We start from the raw sequence: 14,304 nt of genomic DNA, 5'->3' as shown, positions 1-14,304 counted from the left end.
GCGTGCCCCGCATGCTGGTCTGGATCTATTAGCTGCGCTCAAGCGAACGCAACCCATCCGATCCATTCAGCAAAGGAGTACCAGCATGAACACCTGCCAACACTGGTCGCAGGTCGAATACCTGCACCTGACGGTGACCAACCCCAATATCTGCCTCAAGGGACAGCACAGCTACTACTCGGGTGCCTGGGATGGCCCCTTCGAAGAGGTGGCAGTGCGCTACCTCCATGGCGATCCCTTCAGCCGCAGCCCGGACACCGGCTGGGAGCCGCTCTGGCATATCGACCGGCTCCATATCGGCGACTATGTGCAGATTGCCGCCGGGGTAAAGATCATCATGGGTGGCAACCACACCCACAACACGGCCTTCATCAGCACCTATCCGTTCGCCGATCTGGCAGCGCTCCAGCGCAGCTACCGCCCCGCTGGCGATACCCGCATCGGCAACGATGTCTGGATCGGCATGGAGGCGATGATCATGCCCGGCGTCACCATCGGCGACGGCGCCATCATCGCCGCCCGTTCGCTGGTCAATCAGGATGTGCCGCCCTATGCCATGGTCGCGGGCACCCCGGCCAGGGGGGTGCGGATGCGCTTTGGCGAGGAGGAGATTGCCCGGCTACAGGCCCTCGCCTGGTGGGATTGGCCGGATCAACAGGTCAACGATCTGCTACCGCTGATCCAGCAAGGTGACGTCGCCCTGCTTGAGCAGGCGGCTGCCCGCTGGGCGGAGCGCCATGAGTGACCACCGCCAGCCAGCAGTAACAAGCAGACAGCAGAAGGGCGACCCCGGGGTCGCCCTCTGTTATCTCCGGCATGCTCTGGATGCCGTCATCGCGCATCCACTCACTGCGCGCTTTTGGACTGGTTGAGGCTGCACTGCTTGCCTGGATAACCGGGTAGATCCTTGGCATCGCTGCCGCAGGCGAGCCGTTTGGCCTGTTGCAGGCGGGCCGCCAGATTGGCGCTGTCCACCGGCATCCACTGCATCTGCTTGCCGAGCCAGCTGGCCCAGGCAAACTCGACGAAATAGACCTGTTTATCCTTGCGAAAGTAGCCCGCATTCTGCAGCAATCCGGCGAGGGTGCGATAGGGGTAATCAGGCAGCTTGTCGATGCTGCTCGGCAACTGCTCCGGGGTCAGCGGCTGTCCCTTCTCATCCTTGAGCCAGGCCCAGTGGTTGTTCTGCATCTGGCTCCAGAAGTTGGCTTTGTCCTGCAGACGGCCAATCACCTTGACCCGGGCATCCTTGACGCCCTGCTGCCACAGCGCCTTGGTGAGATGGTGTCTGTCCACCAGCCAGTAGCTGCCATCCGGCGCAATCACCACGGGGATCTCTTTCTTTTTCATCAACTTGTCGAGCTGCTTTGCGCTCATGCCCGCCAATGTGGCCTGGGTCTCATCGACCTGGATCTGGCCGACGCCCCCCTGAGTCGGGTGCAAGGCATCGATGCCGATCTCGCACCAGTTGCCCACCGCCGTGTCGCTCTGGCACGGGGCCAACGCCCAGGCACCCTGGCTCAACACACAGGCCAGCACTAACCATGCTTTCATCGTTTGACACTCCTCACCACATTGAACTGCACAGACGCCGGGAACGCTCTTCTACCCCGATTGGGAGTGAGAGTCGAATGCTGGCGGTCAGACCAGCAAACGGGATATCATGATTTCCCATCTGTCGGCGATATTTTCTCGCCGAGTTTTCTCCCCGCTTCACACTATTTGAAGGATCCGACCCATGAAAGGATGGACCCCCTTGCTGGCCCTGCTGGGCTGTGCTGCTGTCCAGGCTGCCGATATTCCCGCCGGAACACAACTCGCCGCCGAGCAGATTGTCGTTCGCCACCTCAAGGATGAACCTGCAAGCCTGAGCCCACTCAAGCTGGTCGGCCTGCCGGAGTTGCAGGTACTGCGGGATCTGTTCGAGGGGCTGTTGACCCAGGGGCCGGATGGCAAACCGGTTGCCGGGGTGGCGGCCAGCTGGGAGAACAAGGGCAACCAGTTCTTTACCTTCCATCTGCGCCCGGATGCGCGCTGGTCCAACGGCGATCCGGTCAAGGCCGGCGACTTCGTCTACGGCTGGCGCAAGCTGGTCGACCCGAAAGAGGCGGCCACCTTCGCCTGGTTTGCCCAACTGGCCCGTTTCGACAAGGTGGACGAGATAGTCGCTGGCAAATTGCCTGCCAGCGAGCTGGGGGTCAAGGCCCTCGATGACCACACCCTGCAGGTGACCCTCTCCCAGCCGGTGCCCTACTTCCTGAACCTGCTGAGCCACCCCAGCCTGTCGCCGCTCCATCAAGCCAGCATCGAGCAGTACGGCAACCTGTGGACCCAACCCGGCAAACTGGTGGGCAACGGTGCCTTTGTGCTGAACAACCGGGTGGTCAACGAGAAGCTGGAGCTGACCCCCAACCCTTATTACTGGGATCGGGCACATACCGTATTGACCAAGGTGATCTTCATGCCGATCAATCAGGAGAGCGCGGCAACCAACCGCTATCTGGCGGGCGATCTGCATATCACCGAATCCTTCCCCAAGGAGCAGTACGACAAGCTGAAGCAGCAGATCCCGAATGAGGTCTACACCCCGGATCAGCTCGGCACCTACTACTACGCCTTCAATACCCGTCAGGCACCACTGAACGATGTGCGGGTGCGCAAAGCGCTCTCCTACACCATCGACCGCGCCCTGATCGCCGACAAGGTGCTCGGTACCGGCGAGAAACCGGCTTATCACTTCACTCCGGATGTGACCGCCAGCTTCACCCCGGCCCCCAACCAGCTCTCCACCAGCAGCCAGCCGGAACTGGACAGCAAGGCCAAGGCCCTGCTCAAGGAGGCCGGTTACGGCCCGGACAAGCCGCTCAAGCTGACCCTGCTCTACAACACCGCGGAAATTCACAAGAAAATGGCGTTGGCAATTGCCAGCATGTGGAAGCAGAAGCTGGGCGCCGAGGTCGAGCTGACCAATCAGGAGTGGAAAACCTATCTCGACAGTCGCCAGAGCGGTCAGTTCGAGGTGATCCGCTCATCCTGGGTCGCCGACTACAACGACCCGTCAGCGTTCCTCGGCCTGTGGGGCTCTCGTCACAGCGGCAATATGGCAGGCTTTGCCAATGCCCGTTATGACCAGCTGCTGGCAGAGGCGGCCAGCACTCAGGATGCCGCCAGCCGCAGCAAGCTGTTTGGCGAGGCGGAAGCGATCCTGCTGGAGCAGGCCCCTATAGCCCCCATCTACCAGTACACCAATGCCCGCCTCATCAAGCCATGGCTCAAGGGCTACCCCATCAACAACCCGGAAGATGTGGCCTACAGCCGCCAGCTGTACCTCGTCAAACACTGACACCAGCCACAACGATGCGAGGCCCCGCCGGGCCTCGCTATTGATACTGTTCACATCCCGATTTCCAGCCTAAAATGCCGCCCCTTCTGTTCAATTAATCTTCAACACCCAGTCAGACATGCGTTATTTGATACTGCTCTCGTTGTTGTGGACCCTGCCTGCGCAGGCCAGTAGCGAATCCCAATGCCAGCAAGAGTTTGTCGGCTGGATGCTGCATCAGCAGCAACAGTTCAGCGATCGCAAGTCTGACAAGATGGAGCGGCGCCGGGCCGAACGGGCCATCGAGTTGGCTCGTCAGGAGTACGACAAGCAGGCCAGCTTCTGCAAAACCATGCAGCTTGTACATGAGTACAAAGATGATGATCCTCGCCTCGCCCCGAGAAAGGGCGAAGTTCACGATTTCACACCGGCCAGCTGACCCTCACTTCATCAATTCATTGTGTTGATTAATTGACCCAAGCCAAGTTCGGGGCACTGAAGAGCCTTAGAATGATTAACTGAGAACGACAATAAAAATATATTTATCAGTTATTTGGCTTTTTCAGGAACGACACATGACCAGACTCCATCAGGAGGGGGAGATACACTTCCCCGACAACATCGCACTCATCTCGACCACGGATCCCGCCAGTCATATTACCTATGCCAACCAGCACTTCTGTGATGTGGCCGGGTATGGTGCGGCCGAAATGGAAGGGGTGCCCCACAATCTGGTGCGACACCCCGACATGCCCAAGGCGGCCTTCGCCGACATGTGGCAGCGGCTGCGACAGGGCAAAAGCTGGATGGGGCTGGTCAAGAACCGCGCCAAAAGCGGTCAGTTCTATTGGGTAAACGCTTACGTCACCCCGATCCTCAATGCGCAGAAGGAGATCGTCGAGTTCCAGTCGGTGCGCACCAAACCCGCCGCCAGCGATGTGGCCTGGGCCGAGCAGCTCTATGGCCTGCTGCGCAGCGGCAAGGCACTTCCCTGGCTAAGCCGGTTTCACCTTGAACCGGGTCAGCTGACCCTCTGGCTCTCCGTTTCTGCGCTGCTCACCACTCTTGCTACCTTTGCCACCGGCAACCTGTTATGGCTGCTGCCCACCGCCTTGTTGCTGTTGGCACAGGCAATCCACGGCTGGCGATTGCAGCAACGGCTGGCTCATCTGCTCACCCTTGCCGCTCAAGACAAGGGAACCCGCCTCTGTCAGGTGCTCTACACCCGACGGCGCGATACCCTGGCGGCCGTCGAACTGGCCCTGCGGATGAAGCAGGCCGAGCTCAAGGCCGTGGTCGGGCGCAGCGCCGACACCAACCAGCAGATCCTGCAGGCAGCCGAAGATGACCGGGGCAATATCCAGACCATCGATACCCACCTGCAGCAGCAGCGCGCCCACAGCGAGCAGCTGGCGACCGCCATCACCGAACTGAGCCACTCCATTCGGGATGTGGCACACAGTGCCCATGAGGCGAGCAATCTGGTTATAGAGGTACAGCAGGTCTCCGATGAGGGGCTGCAAGCATTGGCGACCACCCGATCTGCCGTCAACCAACTCCATCAGGAGCTGGATGCCAACCACGCCGTGCTGGCCCAGCTCACCAGCGACAGCCAGAAGATCAGCGGCATTCTGGAGGTGATCAGTCAAATCGCCGACCAGACTAACCTACTCGCTCTCAATGCGGCCATCGAGGCCGCCCGGGCGGGCGAACAGGGGCGCGGTTTTGCCGTGGTGGCGGATGAAGTGAGGGCGCTGGCCCAGAAGACCCGAGCCTCGACCAGCGAGATCCACGAGATGATCCAGGCGCTGCAACAGACTACACAACAGCTGTCGGACGGGATGACACAAGGGGCACAGACTTCGGTGCGCTGCCAGCAGCACGCAGGCACCACCGCCGACGTGCTCACCCAGATCAACCGGATGCTGGGGCAGGTAACCCGCACCAGCGACGAGATCGCCCAGGCGGTGAGTCAGCAGGCCGACGTCACGGCGACGCTCGATGAAGGGGTGCACCAGATCCACCAGCTAGCCAGCCACACCGCCGACAACAGCAGGCAGGCCCTCGACGGCATCACCCTGCTGGTTGAGCGGCTGCAAGATCTCTCGCGGCTGATCAACCAGTTCAGACATTGAAGCGACAGCGATCAAAAAAGCGCGTCAACTGACGCGCTTTTTGGCTGCTCTTGCCTTGGCACAACTGGCTTATTCGGCCGCCTCGCTGGCGGCAAACTCCGGCACCTTGGCCATGGCATCCAGCACCACCTGAATATCCGCTCCCGGTTTGCAGGCATTCTCGCTCAGGTGACGGCGCCAGGCGCGGGCCCCCTGCATGTTCTGGAACAGACCCAGCATATGGCGGGTCATATGAGAGAGGTAGTTGCCCTTGGCCAGCTCCTGTTCGATATAGGGCAGCATCATCCGCACCACCTCGTGGCGGCTCGGCACAGCGTTGTTCTGACCGAACACCAGATTGTCCACCTGCGCCAGAATGTAGGGGTTCTGATAGGCTTCACGCCCCATCATCACGCCATCAACATGTTGCAGATGCTCGAGGGTCTGCTCCATGGAGGTGACACCGCCGTTGAGGGCGATGGTGAGATCCGGGTAATCCTGCTTGACCCGATAGACGCGGGGATAATCGAGGGGCGGGATCTCGCGGTTCTCCTTGGGGCTCAAGCCACTCAGCCACGCCTTGCGGGCATGGACGATAAAGGTGTCGCAACCGGCATCGCGCACCTGTTCGATGAATGCCTGCAGAAATTCGTAGGAGTCCTGATCGTCGATACCGATACGAGTCTTCACCGTCACCGGAATATCGACCACATCGCGCATCGCCTTGACGCAGTCTGCCACCAGCGCCGGTTCACCCATCAGGCAGGCACCAAAACGGCCGTTTTGCACCCGATCGGAGGGGCAGCCGACGTTGATGTTCACCTCGTCATAGCCGCGCTCCTCGGCCAACTTGGCACAGCGCGCCAGATCGGCCGGATTGCTGCCACCCAGCTGCAGGGAAATGGGGTGCTCCTGCTCGCTGTAACCCAGATAATCCCCCTTGCCGTAGATGATGGCACCGGTGGTCACCATTTCGGTATAGAGCAAGGTCTGGCGGCTCATCAGTCGATGAAAGTAACGGCAATGCCGATCAGTCCAGTCCAGCATGGGGGCGATGGAAAAACGCTGCGCCTGCATAAAAATCATCCGGGTTGGCTAAAGAAAGGGGCGGATTTTATCACAACGTGAAGCAGCCCCAGAAAATGAATTTTGTCGCCGCGCCATGCGAGGCCCTGTGATAGTATCCGGCTAATAGAAAGGGTATCTGCGCGATCATGAATCAAGACCAACTTTTACAACGAGCCGAGCGACTCTGTATACAGCGAGGGATCCGCTTCACCCCGACCCGACGTCAGGTATTTCGCCTGCTGGCGGCACATGGCAACGCCATCAGCGCCTATGATTTGTTGGCCCAGCTGCAGCAAACCGAAGCCAATGCCAAGCCGCCAACCGTCTATCGGGCACTCGATTTTTTGCTCGAACAGGGCTTTGCTCACAAGGTGGAATCTCTCAACGCGTTTATCTTCTGTTGCCACTTCGATCACGCTCACCCGATGCAGTTGCTGATCTGCGATGAGTGTGGCGATGTGGTCGAGCTTCACGATGCGGCGATCGATAGCGCGTTTTCCGAGCAGGCCCACTTGCATGGTTTTACTATTACCAATAAGACGATAGAGGCACATGGCCAATGTGCCCGTTGTACGCCCACTGTAGGAAGTCATCATGAAGGCTGATTTTGTAAATCCGTTCCTGCTATCCCTGCTCAATGTGCTCTCGACCATGGCACAGCTGGAACTCAAACCGGGCAAACCGAAACGCAAGATGGATGAGCTGGCGCGCGGCGACGTCTCCGGCCTGATCGGCATGGTCGGCCCGCAGACCCGTGGCTCCCTCTCAATCAGCTTCGAGAAGGGGTTGGCGCTGGAGATCATGCGCCGCATGCTGGGGGAAGCTCCCGCCTCCATCAACGAAGAGGTGACCGACATGGTCGGTGAAATCACCAACATGGTGACCGGCGGTGCCAAGCGGATGCTGGGCGAGAAGGGCTACGAGTTTGACATGGCGACCCCCATCATCGTCTCCGGCCCCAACCACACCATTACCCACCGTGCCGATGGCACCAAGATCATGATGCCGTTCGAATCGGATTTCGGTCGCGCCACTATCGAAATCTGCTTCGAGTAACCCTATGTGGAAAGCATTGAAATGGCTTTTCATCTGCTGGGCCCTGCTGTTGATCCTGTCGGACATTCAGATCAGCACTTCCCTCTACAAGTACGAAGATAACCGGGTGCTCATCAACTTCCCGCGCTGGGAAGCCAAGCAGCCTTGGGGCACCTTCGAGTGGCATGCCGGACGGGTAGAAACCCACTGGTATGGTCTGGAGGGCAAACCCAAGCCGTCAGGCCCGCAAATCTGATCCGGTAACGGATCCGGCAGAAACAGAAGAGGCCAGCAGATGCTGGCCTCTTTGCTATCTCGTTGATCCTGAATCAAGCCGCTTCGGCCGCCAACTTCCCGCTTGGTCGCACCAGGATGCCGACGATGCAGGCCAGCAGAGTCGGCAGCAGCCAGGCAAGCCCCTTGTCGAACAGCGGCAGGAAGGCAAAGACGTCCATCGCCATCCCGGCAGCCCCCAGCCCATCGAGGCAACCAAACAGAAAGGCGACCGTCAGCACGCCGCGAAACGCCAGCCGTGGCTGGGCAAACCATCCCTTGAGGAAAGTCACCAGCACCAGCGCGATGGCAACCGGATAGATGGCCACCAGCACCGGAATCGAGAGGCCGATCAGCTCGCTCAGCCCCACATTGGCCACCACTGCACAGAGCGCCCCCAGCAGCATGACCCAGTTGCGATAGGCCCAACCTGTAAGGCCATGGAAGTAGTCGGCACCGGCACAGAGCAGGCCGACCGCACTGGTAAAACAGGCCAGGGTGATGATGGCAGCCAGAATAAACTGGCCCGGTTGACCAAACAGACTCAGGACGTAGGCATTGACGATGGCGCCGCCGTTGCTGATATCGCTCGCCACCCCACCGGCACTGTTGCCCAGCTGAAAGAGCGAGACATACACCGCCGACAGCCCAACTGCCGAGATCAAGCCTGCGATGGTCAGATATTTGAACTGGCTGCGATAATCCTCGATCCCCTTCTGACGCAGCAGACCTATGATCAGGGCGCCAAACATCAGGGAGGCCAGGGTATCCATGGTGTTGTACCCCTCCAGCATTCCTTTGGTCAGGGCTGCATCTATGTACTCACCGCTGGCATCAGGCATGGTGCCCTGCGGCGTCATAAAGACCCCGACCGCCAGAATAAGCAGCATCGCCATCAGGGCTGGGGTCAGATACTTGCCGACCGCATCGAGCAGCTTGCCCCGATCGAGCGCCACCAGGATCACCAGCGCAAAGAAACTCAGGGTGTAGATCCGCAGCCCCGCATGACCGGTATCGCCAAGCCAGGGCTTGAGCCCCATCTCGTAGGCGACCAGACCGGTGCGGGGAATGGCAAAAGCGGGCCCCATGATGATATAGATGGCGATGGCCAGCGCCGTCGCCGCCCCGGCGGGCAGATAGCGGGTCATTCCGGTCCAGCCACTCGCGCCGCCCCCCGAACTCCCCTTGGCCACTGCAATCAGGGTGATCAGCGGCAAACCCACCGCCGTCAGCAAAAAGCCGCACATGGCGGCCAACAGATGCTCACCAGCCATAAAACCGGCCAGCGGCGGAAAAATGATATTGCCAGCCCCCAGATAGAAGGCAAACGTCATAAACCCCAATCCGAATACGTCGGACAACTTCAATGATTTCGTCAAACTCAACCTCATCTGCCTTATCAGCTTGTTATTGATTGCACCCACTGCCTGGCAGATAACCGGTAACAATACCTCTCGCCCCCACACGGCCCGCGGACCGGATGAGGCGCACCACCTTTAGCATAAAGAAGAGGAGTTCGATCTCAATCACCAATTAATATCTTGAAACAATTTACCGCTGTGGAATTAATCGCCGAACAACTCAGCGCTCCATAAAAAGGTGTCACACCTGGCGTATGGGAGGTGAGAAGGGGGAAACCGGTTATAGCAGCAAAATACGGCTGCTCAGATGCAATCTGTGTACAGTGACAATTACGGCAGTGCAAAACGAGGCGAGAAGCTAGGCTCACAGAAAACAAAAGAGCCTGCACGGGGCAGGCTCTTGGCAATATCAGATCGGGTGTGATCAGGCAGCTTCGGCAGCCATCTCGGTCGGACGCACCATCACGCCAACTACGCAGGCCAGCAGGGTCGGCATCAGCCAGGCGAGGCCCTTGTCGAACAGCGGCAGGAAGGCAAACGCATCCATCTTCATACCGGCAGCACCCAGACCATCCAGGCAACCGAACAGGAAGGCAACCATCAACACGCCACGGAACACCAGACGGGGACGGCCGAAGTAACCCTTCAGGAAGGTGACCAGCACCAGCGCCACGGCAACGGGATAGATGGCAACCAGCACCGGAATGGAGAGGCTGATCAACTGGCTCAGGCCCACGTTGGCCACCACGGCACAGATAACGCCCAGCAACACCACCAGCTTCTTGTAAGCCATGCCGGTCAGATTGTGGAAGAAATCGGAACAGGCAGAGATCAGGCCCACGGCAGTGGTGAAGCAAGCCAGAGTGATGATGGCCGCCAGAATGAACTGACCCGGCTGACCAAACAGGCTCAGTACGTAGGCGTTGACGATGGCGCCACCGTTGCTGACATCGGTCGCCACACCGGCGGCAGTGTTGCCCAGCTGGAACAGGGATACGTACACCACGCTCAGACCAACGGCAGAGATGAGGCCGGCAATGGCCAGATACTTGAACTGGCTCTTGTAATCGTTGATGCCTTTCTGGCGCAGCAGATCGACGATCAGGGCGCCAAACATCAGGGACGCCAGGGTGTCCATGGTGTTGTAGCCTTCCAGGATCCCTTTGACGAAGGGGCTGTTCTGATAGTCACCGGACGCATCAGGCATGGAGCCTTGCGGCGCAACAAATACCCCGATCGCCAGAGTCAGCAGCAGCAGCATCAGTACCGGAGTCAGGTATTTGCCGATGGCGTCCATCAGCTTGCCCTGGTTCATGGAGACCAGAATGGCCACACCAAAGAAGATCACGGTATAGGCAGCAAGACCAACCTGACCCATGTCACCGATGAACGGCTTGAGGCCCATCTCGTATGCAACCAGACCGGTACGGGGCGCGGCAAAGGCCGGGCCTATGATGATATAGATGGCAACAGCCAGCGCAGTCGCGACACCGGCAGGCAGCAGCTTGGTCATGCCAGCCCAGCCGTTACCGGCTTTCGCCACGGCCAGAATGGTCACCAGAGGCAGGCCCACGGCAGTAACCAGGAAGCCAAACATCGCCAGGGAGAGGTGCTCACCAGCCATGTAACCGGCCAACGGCGGGAAAATGATGTTACCGGCGCCCAGATAGAAGGCGAAGGTCATAAACCCTAATCCGAGTACATCGGACAATGTGAGTGATTTCGTCAAGTTCAACCTCGTCTGTCTTGTAAATTATTGCTTGTTATAGTTTTTATCGGTCGCTGACCGGGTGTGTTCAGGGGGTATAAAAAAAGAGCCCCGCATGTTTTTTCATCGCAACCAGTGGTTTTAGCTGGTCTGGAGCGGGCGCTCGATCTGGAACCAGCATAATGGCGTGAAAAAATAGTTCAAGACGAAATTTACATCTTAAAATAGAAGGGGTTGGTCAGTTGGATATATCTGTCGGAATAGGCCCCATCAGCAGAATGGATCACAATTTCACCCCTCTCACACCTGTTTAATCCTCTGCCAAGTAGCAATAAAACACGATTTGCCTCTTTACCCTCTCTGGTGATAACAGCTGTATAACAAATGCCATGCAGATCATAATTCGCCGAAATGCATAAAATTTCATCGGCCATCGCCGTCGGCAGCACCAGCGCCACCTGCCCGTTCGGGCTCAGCAAACGATCGCAGGCCGCCAGTAATGCGGGGCTGTCGAGGGCGCCGGTATGGCGGGCCAACGCCCGCGCCGGATCGCTAAATGACTGGCCTGCCACGAAATAGGGAGGGTTGGAGACGACAAGATCGTAAGGGGCGGCCTGATAATCCTGAATGGCACTCTCTATGACGGTCACCCGATCGGCCCAGGGAGAGGCAGCCGCATTCTCCCGCGCCTGACTGGCCGCATTAATATCCAGCTCGACCGCATCAAGACGGCAGTCAGATCTGCTGCGTTGGGCCAGCATCAGGGCGATCAGGCCGCTGCCGGTGCCGATATCGAGCACTCGACGCGCCTGTTCGACCGGCGCCCAGGCACCGAGCAAAATGCCATCGGTGCCCACCTTCATGGCGCAGCGATCGTGATTGATATGGAACTGTTTGAAGGTAAATCCGCGACTACGTCCCATCTGGCCCCCGTCATCTGCAAAAATGGTGGGCGATTATAGCGGCTAAGACACACTCACCAATAGGAGCCGACGAGATAATCGCCTATAATCTGCCGTTTCCTTAATGACCGAGTATTGCCATGAGCCAGTCCTTTGATGATTTCGACCTGCACCCAGCCCTCAACCGGGCCTTGGCCGAGATGGGATTCACCCGCCCCACCACCATCCAGCAGATGGTGCTGGAGCCAGCCCTGGACGGCCGCGATATTCTGGCATCCGCACCGACCGGTACCGGCAAGACCGCCTCTTTCCTGCTGCCGGCACTCCAGCACCTGCTGGACTTCCCGCGCCGCAAGCCGGGCCCCTGCCGCATGCTGATCCTGACCCCGACCCGCGAGTTGGCGCTGCAGGTGACCACCCACGCCAAGGCGCTGGCGGCTCACACCAACCTCAGCATCGAGACCATCATCGGCGGCGTCAGCCATGAAGAGCAGTTGCCTGCTCTGACCAAGACCACCGACATCGTGGTCGCCACCCCGGGCCGTCTGCTCGAGTACATCGAGAAAGAGGAGTTCGAGAGCCACGACATCGAAGTGCTGGTGCTGGATGAAGCGGACCGCATGCTGGACATGGGCTTCATCAAGGATGTGAACCGCATTGTGGAAGAGGCGCGCTACCGCAAGCACACCATGCTCTTCTCCGCCACCCTGGAAGGGGCCGGCCTTGAGAAGTTCGCCAACGAGATCCTCAAGGATCCGGTGGAGCTGCACGCCGAGCCGCCCCGCAGCGAGCGTCGCCCCATCACCCAGTGGATCCATCTGGCTGATGACGCCGCCCACAAGCTGGCGCTGCTGACCCATATCCTGAAAGATCCGGAAACCCAGAAGGCGATCATCTTCGTCAAGACTCGCGAGCGTCTGGCGGAGCTCTCCGGCCAGCTGCAGGCGGCAGGTATCTCCTGCGCCTGGATCCGTGGCGAAATGGAGCAGAGCAAGCGTATCGAGTCGATCCGCAAGTTCCACGAAGGGGAAGTACCCTTCCTGATCGCCACCGACGTCGCCGCCCGCGGCATCGACCTGCCGAACGTCAGCCATGTCATCAACTACGACATGCCCTACGGCGCCGATGTCTACGTCCACCGGATCGGCCGTACTGGCCGCGCTGGCAACCGTGGCTGTGCCATCAGCCTGGTGGAAGCCCACGACATGGCGATGGTCGCCAAGATCGAGCGCTACACCGAGGAGCGCCTCAAGCGCCGGGTGATCGACGAGCTGCGCCCGAAACACAAGGAAGCGCGGGTACCGGTGAAGAAGAAAAAGCCGGTCGACAAGAAGAAGTCCGCCAAAAAGAAAAAGAAGAAGTGATCGCCTGGCGATAAAGAGAAGGGCCATCCCGCGGGATGGCCCTTCTGCATTCTGAATCACTCTGACGAGTGGTTATGCCACCACTCTGCGCATCCCCATATGGGGGATATCATCTTCGAGATAGCCTTCCCCTTCCGCCACAAAACCGTGCTGGCCATAGAAGCCTTGCAGATGGGCCTGCGCCCCCAGCCAAATGCTGTGGGTCGGCCAGCGCGCCTCGCACGCCTTGACCGCCTCGCTGATCAGCTGGTGACCGAGACCGCCGCCGCGCGCCTTGGGTGAGGTCACCACCCGACCGATGGCAGAACCGCTCTCGTCGCCGATGCCGGGCGCCATGATCCGCGCATAGGCGGCCAACAGATCGCCCTGATAGCCGAGCAGGTGCCAGACCCCTTCGCGGCGATCGAGCCCGTCCAGATCCTGAAAGGGGCAGGTCTGCTCCACCACGAACACCTCGGCCCGCAGCGCCAGCAACTCATACAACTCGTCAGTGGTCAGTTCAGACCAGGGTTTCAGGATCCAGTTCATCGGCAACTCCTTATCAGTTCGGCCTGCCAGCATAATCGCGGCACCAGCGCCCTGCATTAACCTTTGTTAAGTTCTTTCAGCCGTTTGCGAATGCGGCTCAGGCTAATGGGAGTGATACCGAGATAGGCGGCAATCTGGTGGTCTGGCACTCTGGCATCGAGTGCAGGAAAACTGTCGAGAAAGTGCTGATAGCGCGCCTGCGGGCTGCCTGTCAGCAGCAACTGCTCCTTCTCCTCCTTGATGCGCAGCTGCACCTCCAGCAGGTGCTGGTACCAGCGCGGCCAGCCGGGCAGCTGGCGCAAGTCGGCCAGACTGAACAGCTGCAGATGGCAGGGTTCCAGCGCCTCCACGCTGTAGCGGGCCGGATCGCCACTGAGCAGGTGGTGAAAGTCGAGAAACTCGTCCCCCTCCCAATAGAACTCCTTGATGTACTCGCGGCCATCCTCCAGCACCAGCTTGGCCCGCAGCAGCCCCTGCTCCACCCTGACCAGCAGATCCGGGCTGTCACCGGCGTGCCAGAGGCAGCTTTTCGGGCTGAGGGTCAGCGGGCGGGCAAAAGAGAGGAGGCGCGCGGCCTCCTCTTTATCTGCGACCTGCGCCCAATCGAAGGGGGGTCTGTCAGTCAGCAT

15 protein-coding genes are annotated in these 14,304 nt (G+C 59.5%); 8 read left to right on the top strand and 7 right to left on the bottom strand.

Annotated elements, in window-relative coordinates:
• The first annotated feature begins 85 nt into the window (after nucleotides 1-85).
• Nucleotides 86-745 (top strand): CatB-related O-acetyltransferase, encoded by a 660-nt coding sequence (locus tag I6L41_RS19645; protein WP_216960805.1) that lies wholly within the window; start codon nucleotides 86-88, stop codon nucleotides 743-745.
• Between the two features lie 101 nt (nucleotides 746-846).
• Here I6L41_RS19645 and I6L41_RS19640 read toward each other — a convergent pair whose 3' ends face one another.
• Nucleotides 847-1,554, bottom strand: coding sequence for a ParB-like protein (locus I6L41_RS19640; RefSeq protein ID WP_216960803.1), 708 nt, complete (start codon nucleotides 1,552-1,554; stop codon nucleotides 847-849).
• Nucleotides 1,555-1,738: 184 nt separating this feature from the next.
• Here I6L41_RS19640 and I6L41_RS19635 point away from each other — a divergent pair, with 184 nt between their 5' ends.
• The 3 genes from I6L41_RS19635 (at nucleotide 1,739) to I6L41_RS19625 (ending at nucleotide 5,457) form a co-directional block, all read left to right on the top strand.
• Nucleotides 1,739-3,343, top strand: coding sequence for an ABC transporter substrate-binding protein (locus tag I6L41_RS19635; protein WP_216960800.1), 1,605 nt, complete (start codon nucleotides 1,739-1,741; stop codon nucleotides 3,341-3,343).
• Nucleotides 3,344-3,461: 118 nt separating this feature from the next.
• Entirely contained in the window at nucleotides 3,462-3,761 is a 300-nt protein-coding gene (locus I6L41_RS19630) for a hypothetical protein (RefSeq protein ID WP_139743104.1), read from the top strand.
• 136 nt (nucleotides 3,762-3,897) lie between these two features.
• A complete protein-coding gene (locus I6L41_RS19625; RefSeq protein ID WP_216960797.1) occupies nucleotides 3,898-5,457 on the top strand; it encodes a PAS domain-containing methyl-accepting chemotaxis protein in 1,560 nt (519 codons plus the stop codon).
• A 69-nt stretch (nucleotides 5,458-5,526) separates the two neighbouring features.
• On the opposite strand, the gene dusA is transcribed toward I6L41_RS19625, so the two are convergent.
• Nucleotides 5,527-6,513 (bottom strand): tRNA dihydrouridine(20/20a) synthase DusA, encoded by a 987-nt coding sequence (dusA, locus tag I6L41_RS19620; RefSeq protein WP_216960794.1) that lies wholly within the window; start codon nucleotides 6,511-6,513, stop codon nucleotides 5,527-5,529.
• A gap of 137 nt (nucleotides 6,514-6,650) precedes the next feature.
• Here dusA and zur point away from each other — a divergent pair, with 137 nt between their 5' ends.
• From zur to I6L41_RS19605, 3 genes are read left to right on the top strand one after another with little or no spacing between them, the layout of a single operon-like run.
• On the top strand, nucleotides 6,651-7,109 hold the full coding sequence (gene zur, locus I6L41_RS19615; RefSeq protein WP_074042686.1) for a zinc uptake transcriptional repressor Zur: 459 nt from the start codon (nucleotides 6,651-6,653) through the stop codon (nucleotides 7,107-7,109).
• Nucleotides 7,099-7,560, top strand: coding sequence for a chemotaxis protein CheX (locus I6L41_RS19610; RefSeq protein ID WP_005343179.1), 462 nt, complete (start codon nucleotides 7,099-7,101; stop codon nucleotides 7,558-7,560). Before zur ends, I6L41_RS19610 begins: the two co-directional genes overlap by 11 nt.
• A 4-nt stretch (nucleotides 7,561-7,564) precedes the next feature.
• Complete coding sequence (locus I6L41_RS19605) at nucleotides 7,565-7,795, top strand: hypothetical protein (protein WP_047434532.1); 231 nt, start codon at nucleotides 7,565-7,567, stop codon at nucleotides 7,793-7,795.
• Nucleotides 7,796-7,868: 73 nt separating this feature from the next.
• Here I6L41_RS19605 and brnQ (I6L41_RS19600) read toward each other — a convergent pair whose 3' ends face one another.
• The 3 genes from brnQ (I6L41_RS19600) to I6L41_RS19590 all read right to left on the bottom strand — a co-directional run bounded on the left by brnQ (I6L41_RS19600) (nucleotide 7,869) and on the right by I6L41_RS19590 (nucleotide 11,804).
• Nucleotides 7,869-9,146, bottom strand: a complete 1,278-nt coding sequence (brnQ, locus tag I6L41_RS19600; RefSeq protein ID WP_254203430.1) for a branched-chain amino acid transport system II carrier protein — start codon at nucleotides 9,144-9,146, stop codon at nucleotides 7,869-7,871.
• 451 nt (nucleotides 9,147-9,597) lie between these two features.
• Nucleotides 9,598-10,902: a branched-chain amino acid transport system II carrier protein gene (gene brnQ / locus I6L41_RS19595; protein WP_040067130.1), complete on the bottom strand. Its 1,305-nt coding sequence runs from the start codon at nucleotides 10,900-10,902 to the stop codon at nucleotides 9,598-9,600.
• A gap of 191 nt (nucleotides 10,903-11,093) precedes the next feature.
• Nucleotides 11,094-11,804: a tRNA1(Val) (adenine(37)-N6)-methyltransferase gene (locus I6L41_RS19590; RefSeq protein WP_216960788.1), complete on the bottom strand. Its 711-nt coding sequence runs from the start codon at nucleotides 11,802-11,804 to the stop codon at nucleotides 11,094-11,096.
• Nucleotides 11,805-11,923: 119 nt separating this feature from the next.
• Between I6L41_RS19590 and srmB the strand changes: the two genes are divergently transcribed.
• Nucleotides 11,924-13,147 (top strand): ATP-dependent RNA helicase SrmB, encoded by a 1,224-nt coding sequence (gene srmB / locus I6L41_RS19585; protein WP_216960785.1) that lies wholly within the window; start codon nucleotides 11,924-11,926, stop codon nucleotides 13,145-13,147.
• A gap of 72 nt (nucleotides 13,148-13,219) precedes the next feature.
• Here the strand turns inward: srmB and I6L41_RS19580 are convergent, their stop codons facing one another.
• Both I6L41_RS19580 and I6L41_RS19575 read right to left on the bottom strand, forming a co-directional pair.
• A complete protein-coding gene (locus I6L41_RS19580; protein WP_069530022.1) occupies nucleotides 13,220-13,675 on the bottom strand; it encodes a GNAT family N-acetyltransferase in 456 nt (151 codons plus the stop codon).
• A 56-nt stretch (nucleotides 13,676-13,731) separates the two neighbouring features.
• Nucleotides 13,732-14,304 (bottom strand): Crp/Fnr family transcriptional regulator, encoded by a 573-nt coding sequence (locus I6L41_RS19575; RefSeq protein WP_005363028.1) that lies wholly within the window; start codon nucleotides 14,302-14,304, stop codon nucleotides 13,732-13,734.

The sequence above is a fragment of the Aeromonas sp. FDAARGOS 1411 genome, from assembly GCF_019047125.1.
In the GTDB taxonomy this organism is placed as follows: Bacteria; Pseudomonadota; Gammaproteobacteria; order Enterobacterales; family Aeromonadaceae; genus Aeromonas; species Aeromonas veronii.
This window is presented reverse-complemented; position numbering and strand designations above follow the sequence as displayed.

Coding starts and splice junctions, on each gene's coding strand:
- I6L41_RS19640 (WP_216960803.1), bottom strand. CDS start 1,554: ATGAAAGCATGGTTAGTGCTGGCCTGTGTGTTGAGCCAGGGTGCCTGG.
- I6L41_RS19580 (WP_069530022.1), bottom strand. CDS start 13,675: ATGAACTGGATCCTGAAACCCTGGTCTGAACTGACCACTGACGAGTTG.
- srmB (WP_216960785.1), top strand. CDS start 11,924: ATGAGCCAGTCCTTTGATGATTTCGACCTGCACCCAGCCCTCAACCGG.
- I6L41_RS19645 (WP_216960805.1), top strand. CDS start 86: ATGAACACCTGCCAACACTGGTCGCAGGTCGAATACCTGCACCTGACG.
- zur (WP_074042686.1), top strand. CDS start 6,651: ATGAATCAAGACCAACTTTTACAACGAGCCGAGCGACTCTGTATACAG.
- I6L41_RS19590 (WP_216960788.1), bottom strand. CDS start 11,804: ATGGGACGTAGTCGCGGATTTACCTTCAAACAGTTCCATATCAATCAC.
- I6L41_RS19605 (WP_047434532.1), top strand. CDS start 7,565: ATGTGGAAAGCATTGAAATGGCTTTTCATCTGCTGGGCCCTGCTGTTG.
- I6L41_RS19610 (WP_005343179.1), top strand. CDS start 7,099: ATGAAGGCTGATTTTGTAAATCCGTTCCTGCTATCCCTGCTCAATGTG.
- I6L41_RS19630 (WP_139743104.1), top strand. CDS start 3,462: ATGCGTTATTTGATACTGCTCTCGTTGTTGTGGACCCTGCCTGCGCAG.
- brnQ (WP_254203430.1), bottom strand. CDS start 9,146: ATGACGTTTGCCTTCTATCTGGGGGCTGGCAATATCATTTTTCCGCCG.
- I6L41_RS19575 (WP_005363028.1), bottom strand. CDS start 14,304: ATGCTGACTGACAGACCCCCCTTCGATTGGGCGCAGGTCGCAGATAAA.
- dusA (WP_216960794.1), bottom strand. CDS start 6,513: ATGCAGGCGCAGCGTTTTTCCATCGCCCCCATGCTGGACTGGACTGAT.
- I6L41_RS19635 (WP_216960800.1), top strand. CDS start 1,739: ATGAAAGGATGGACCCCCTTGCTGGCCCTGCTGGGCTGTGCTGCTGTC.
- I6L41_RS19625 (WP_216960797.1), top strand. CDS start 3,898: ATGACCAGACTCCATCAGGAGGGGGAGATACACTTCCCCGACAACATC.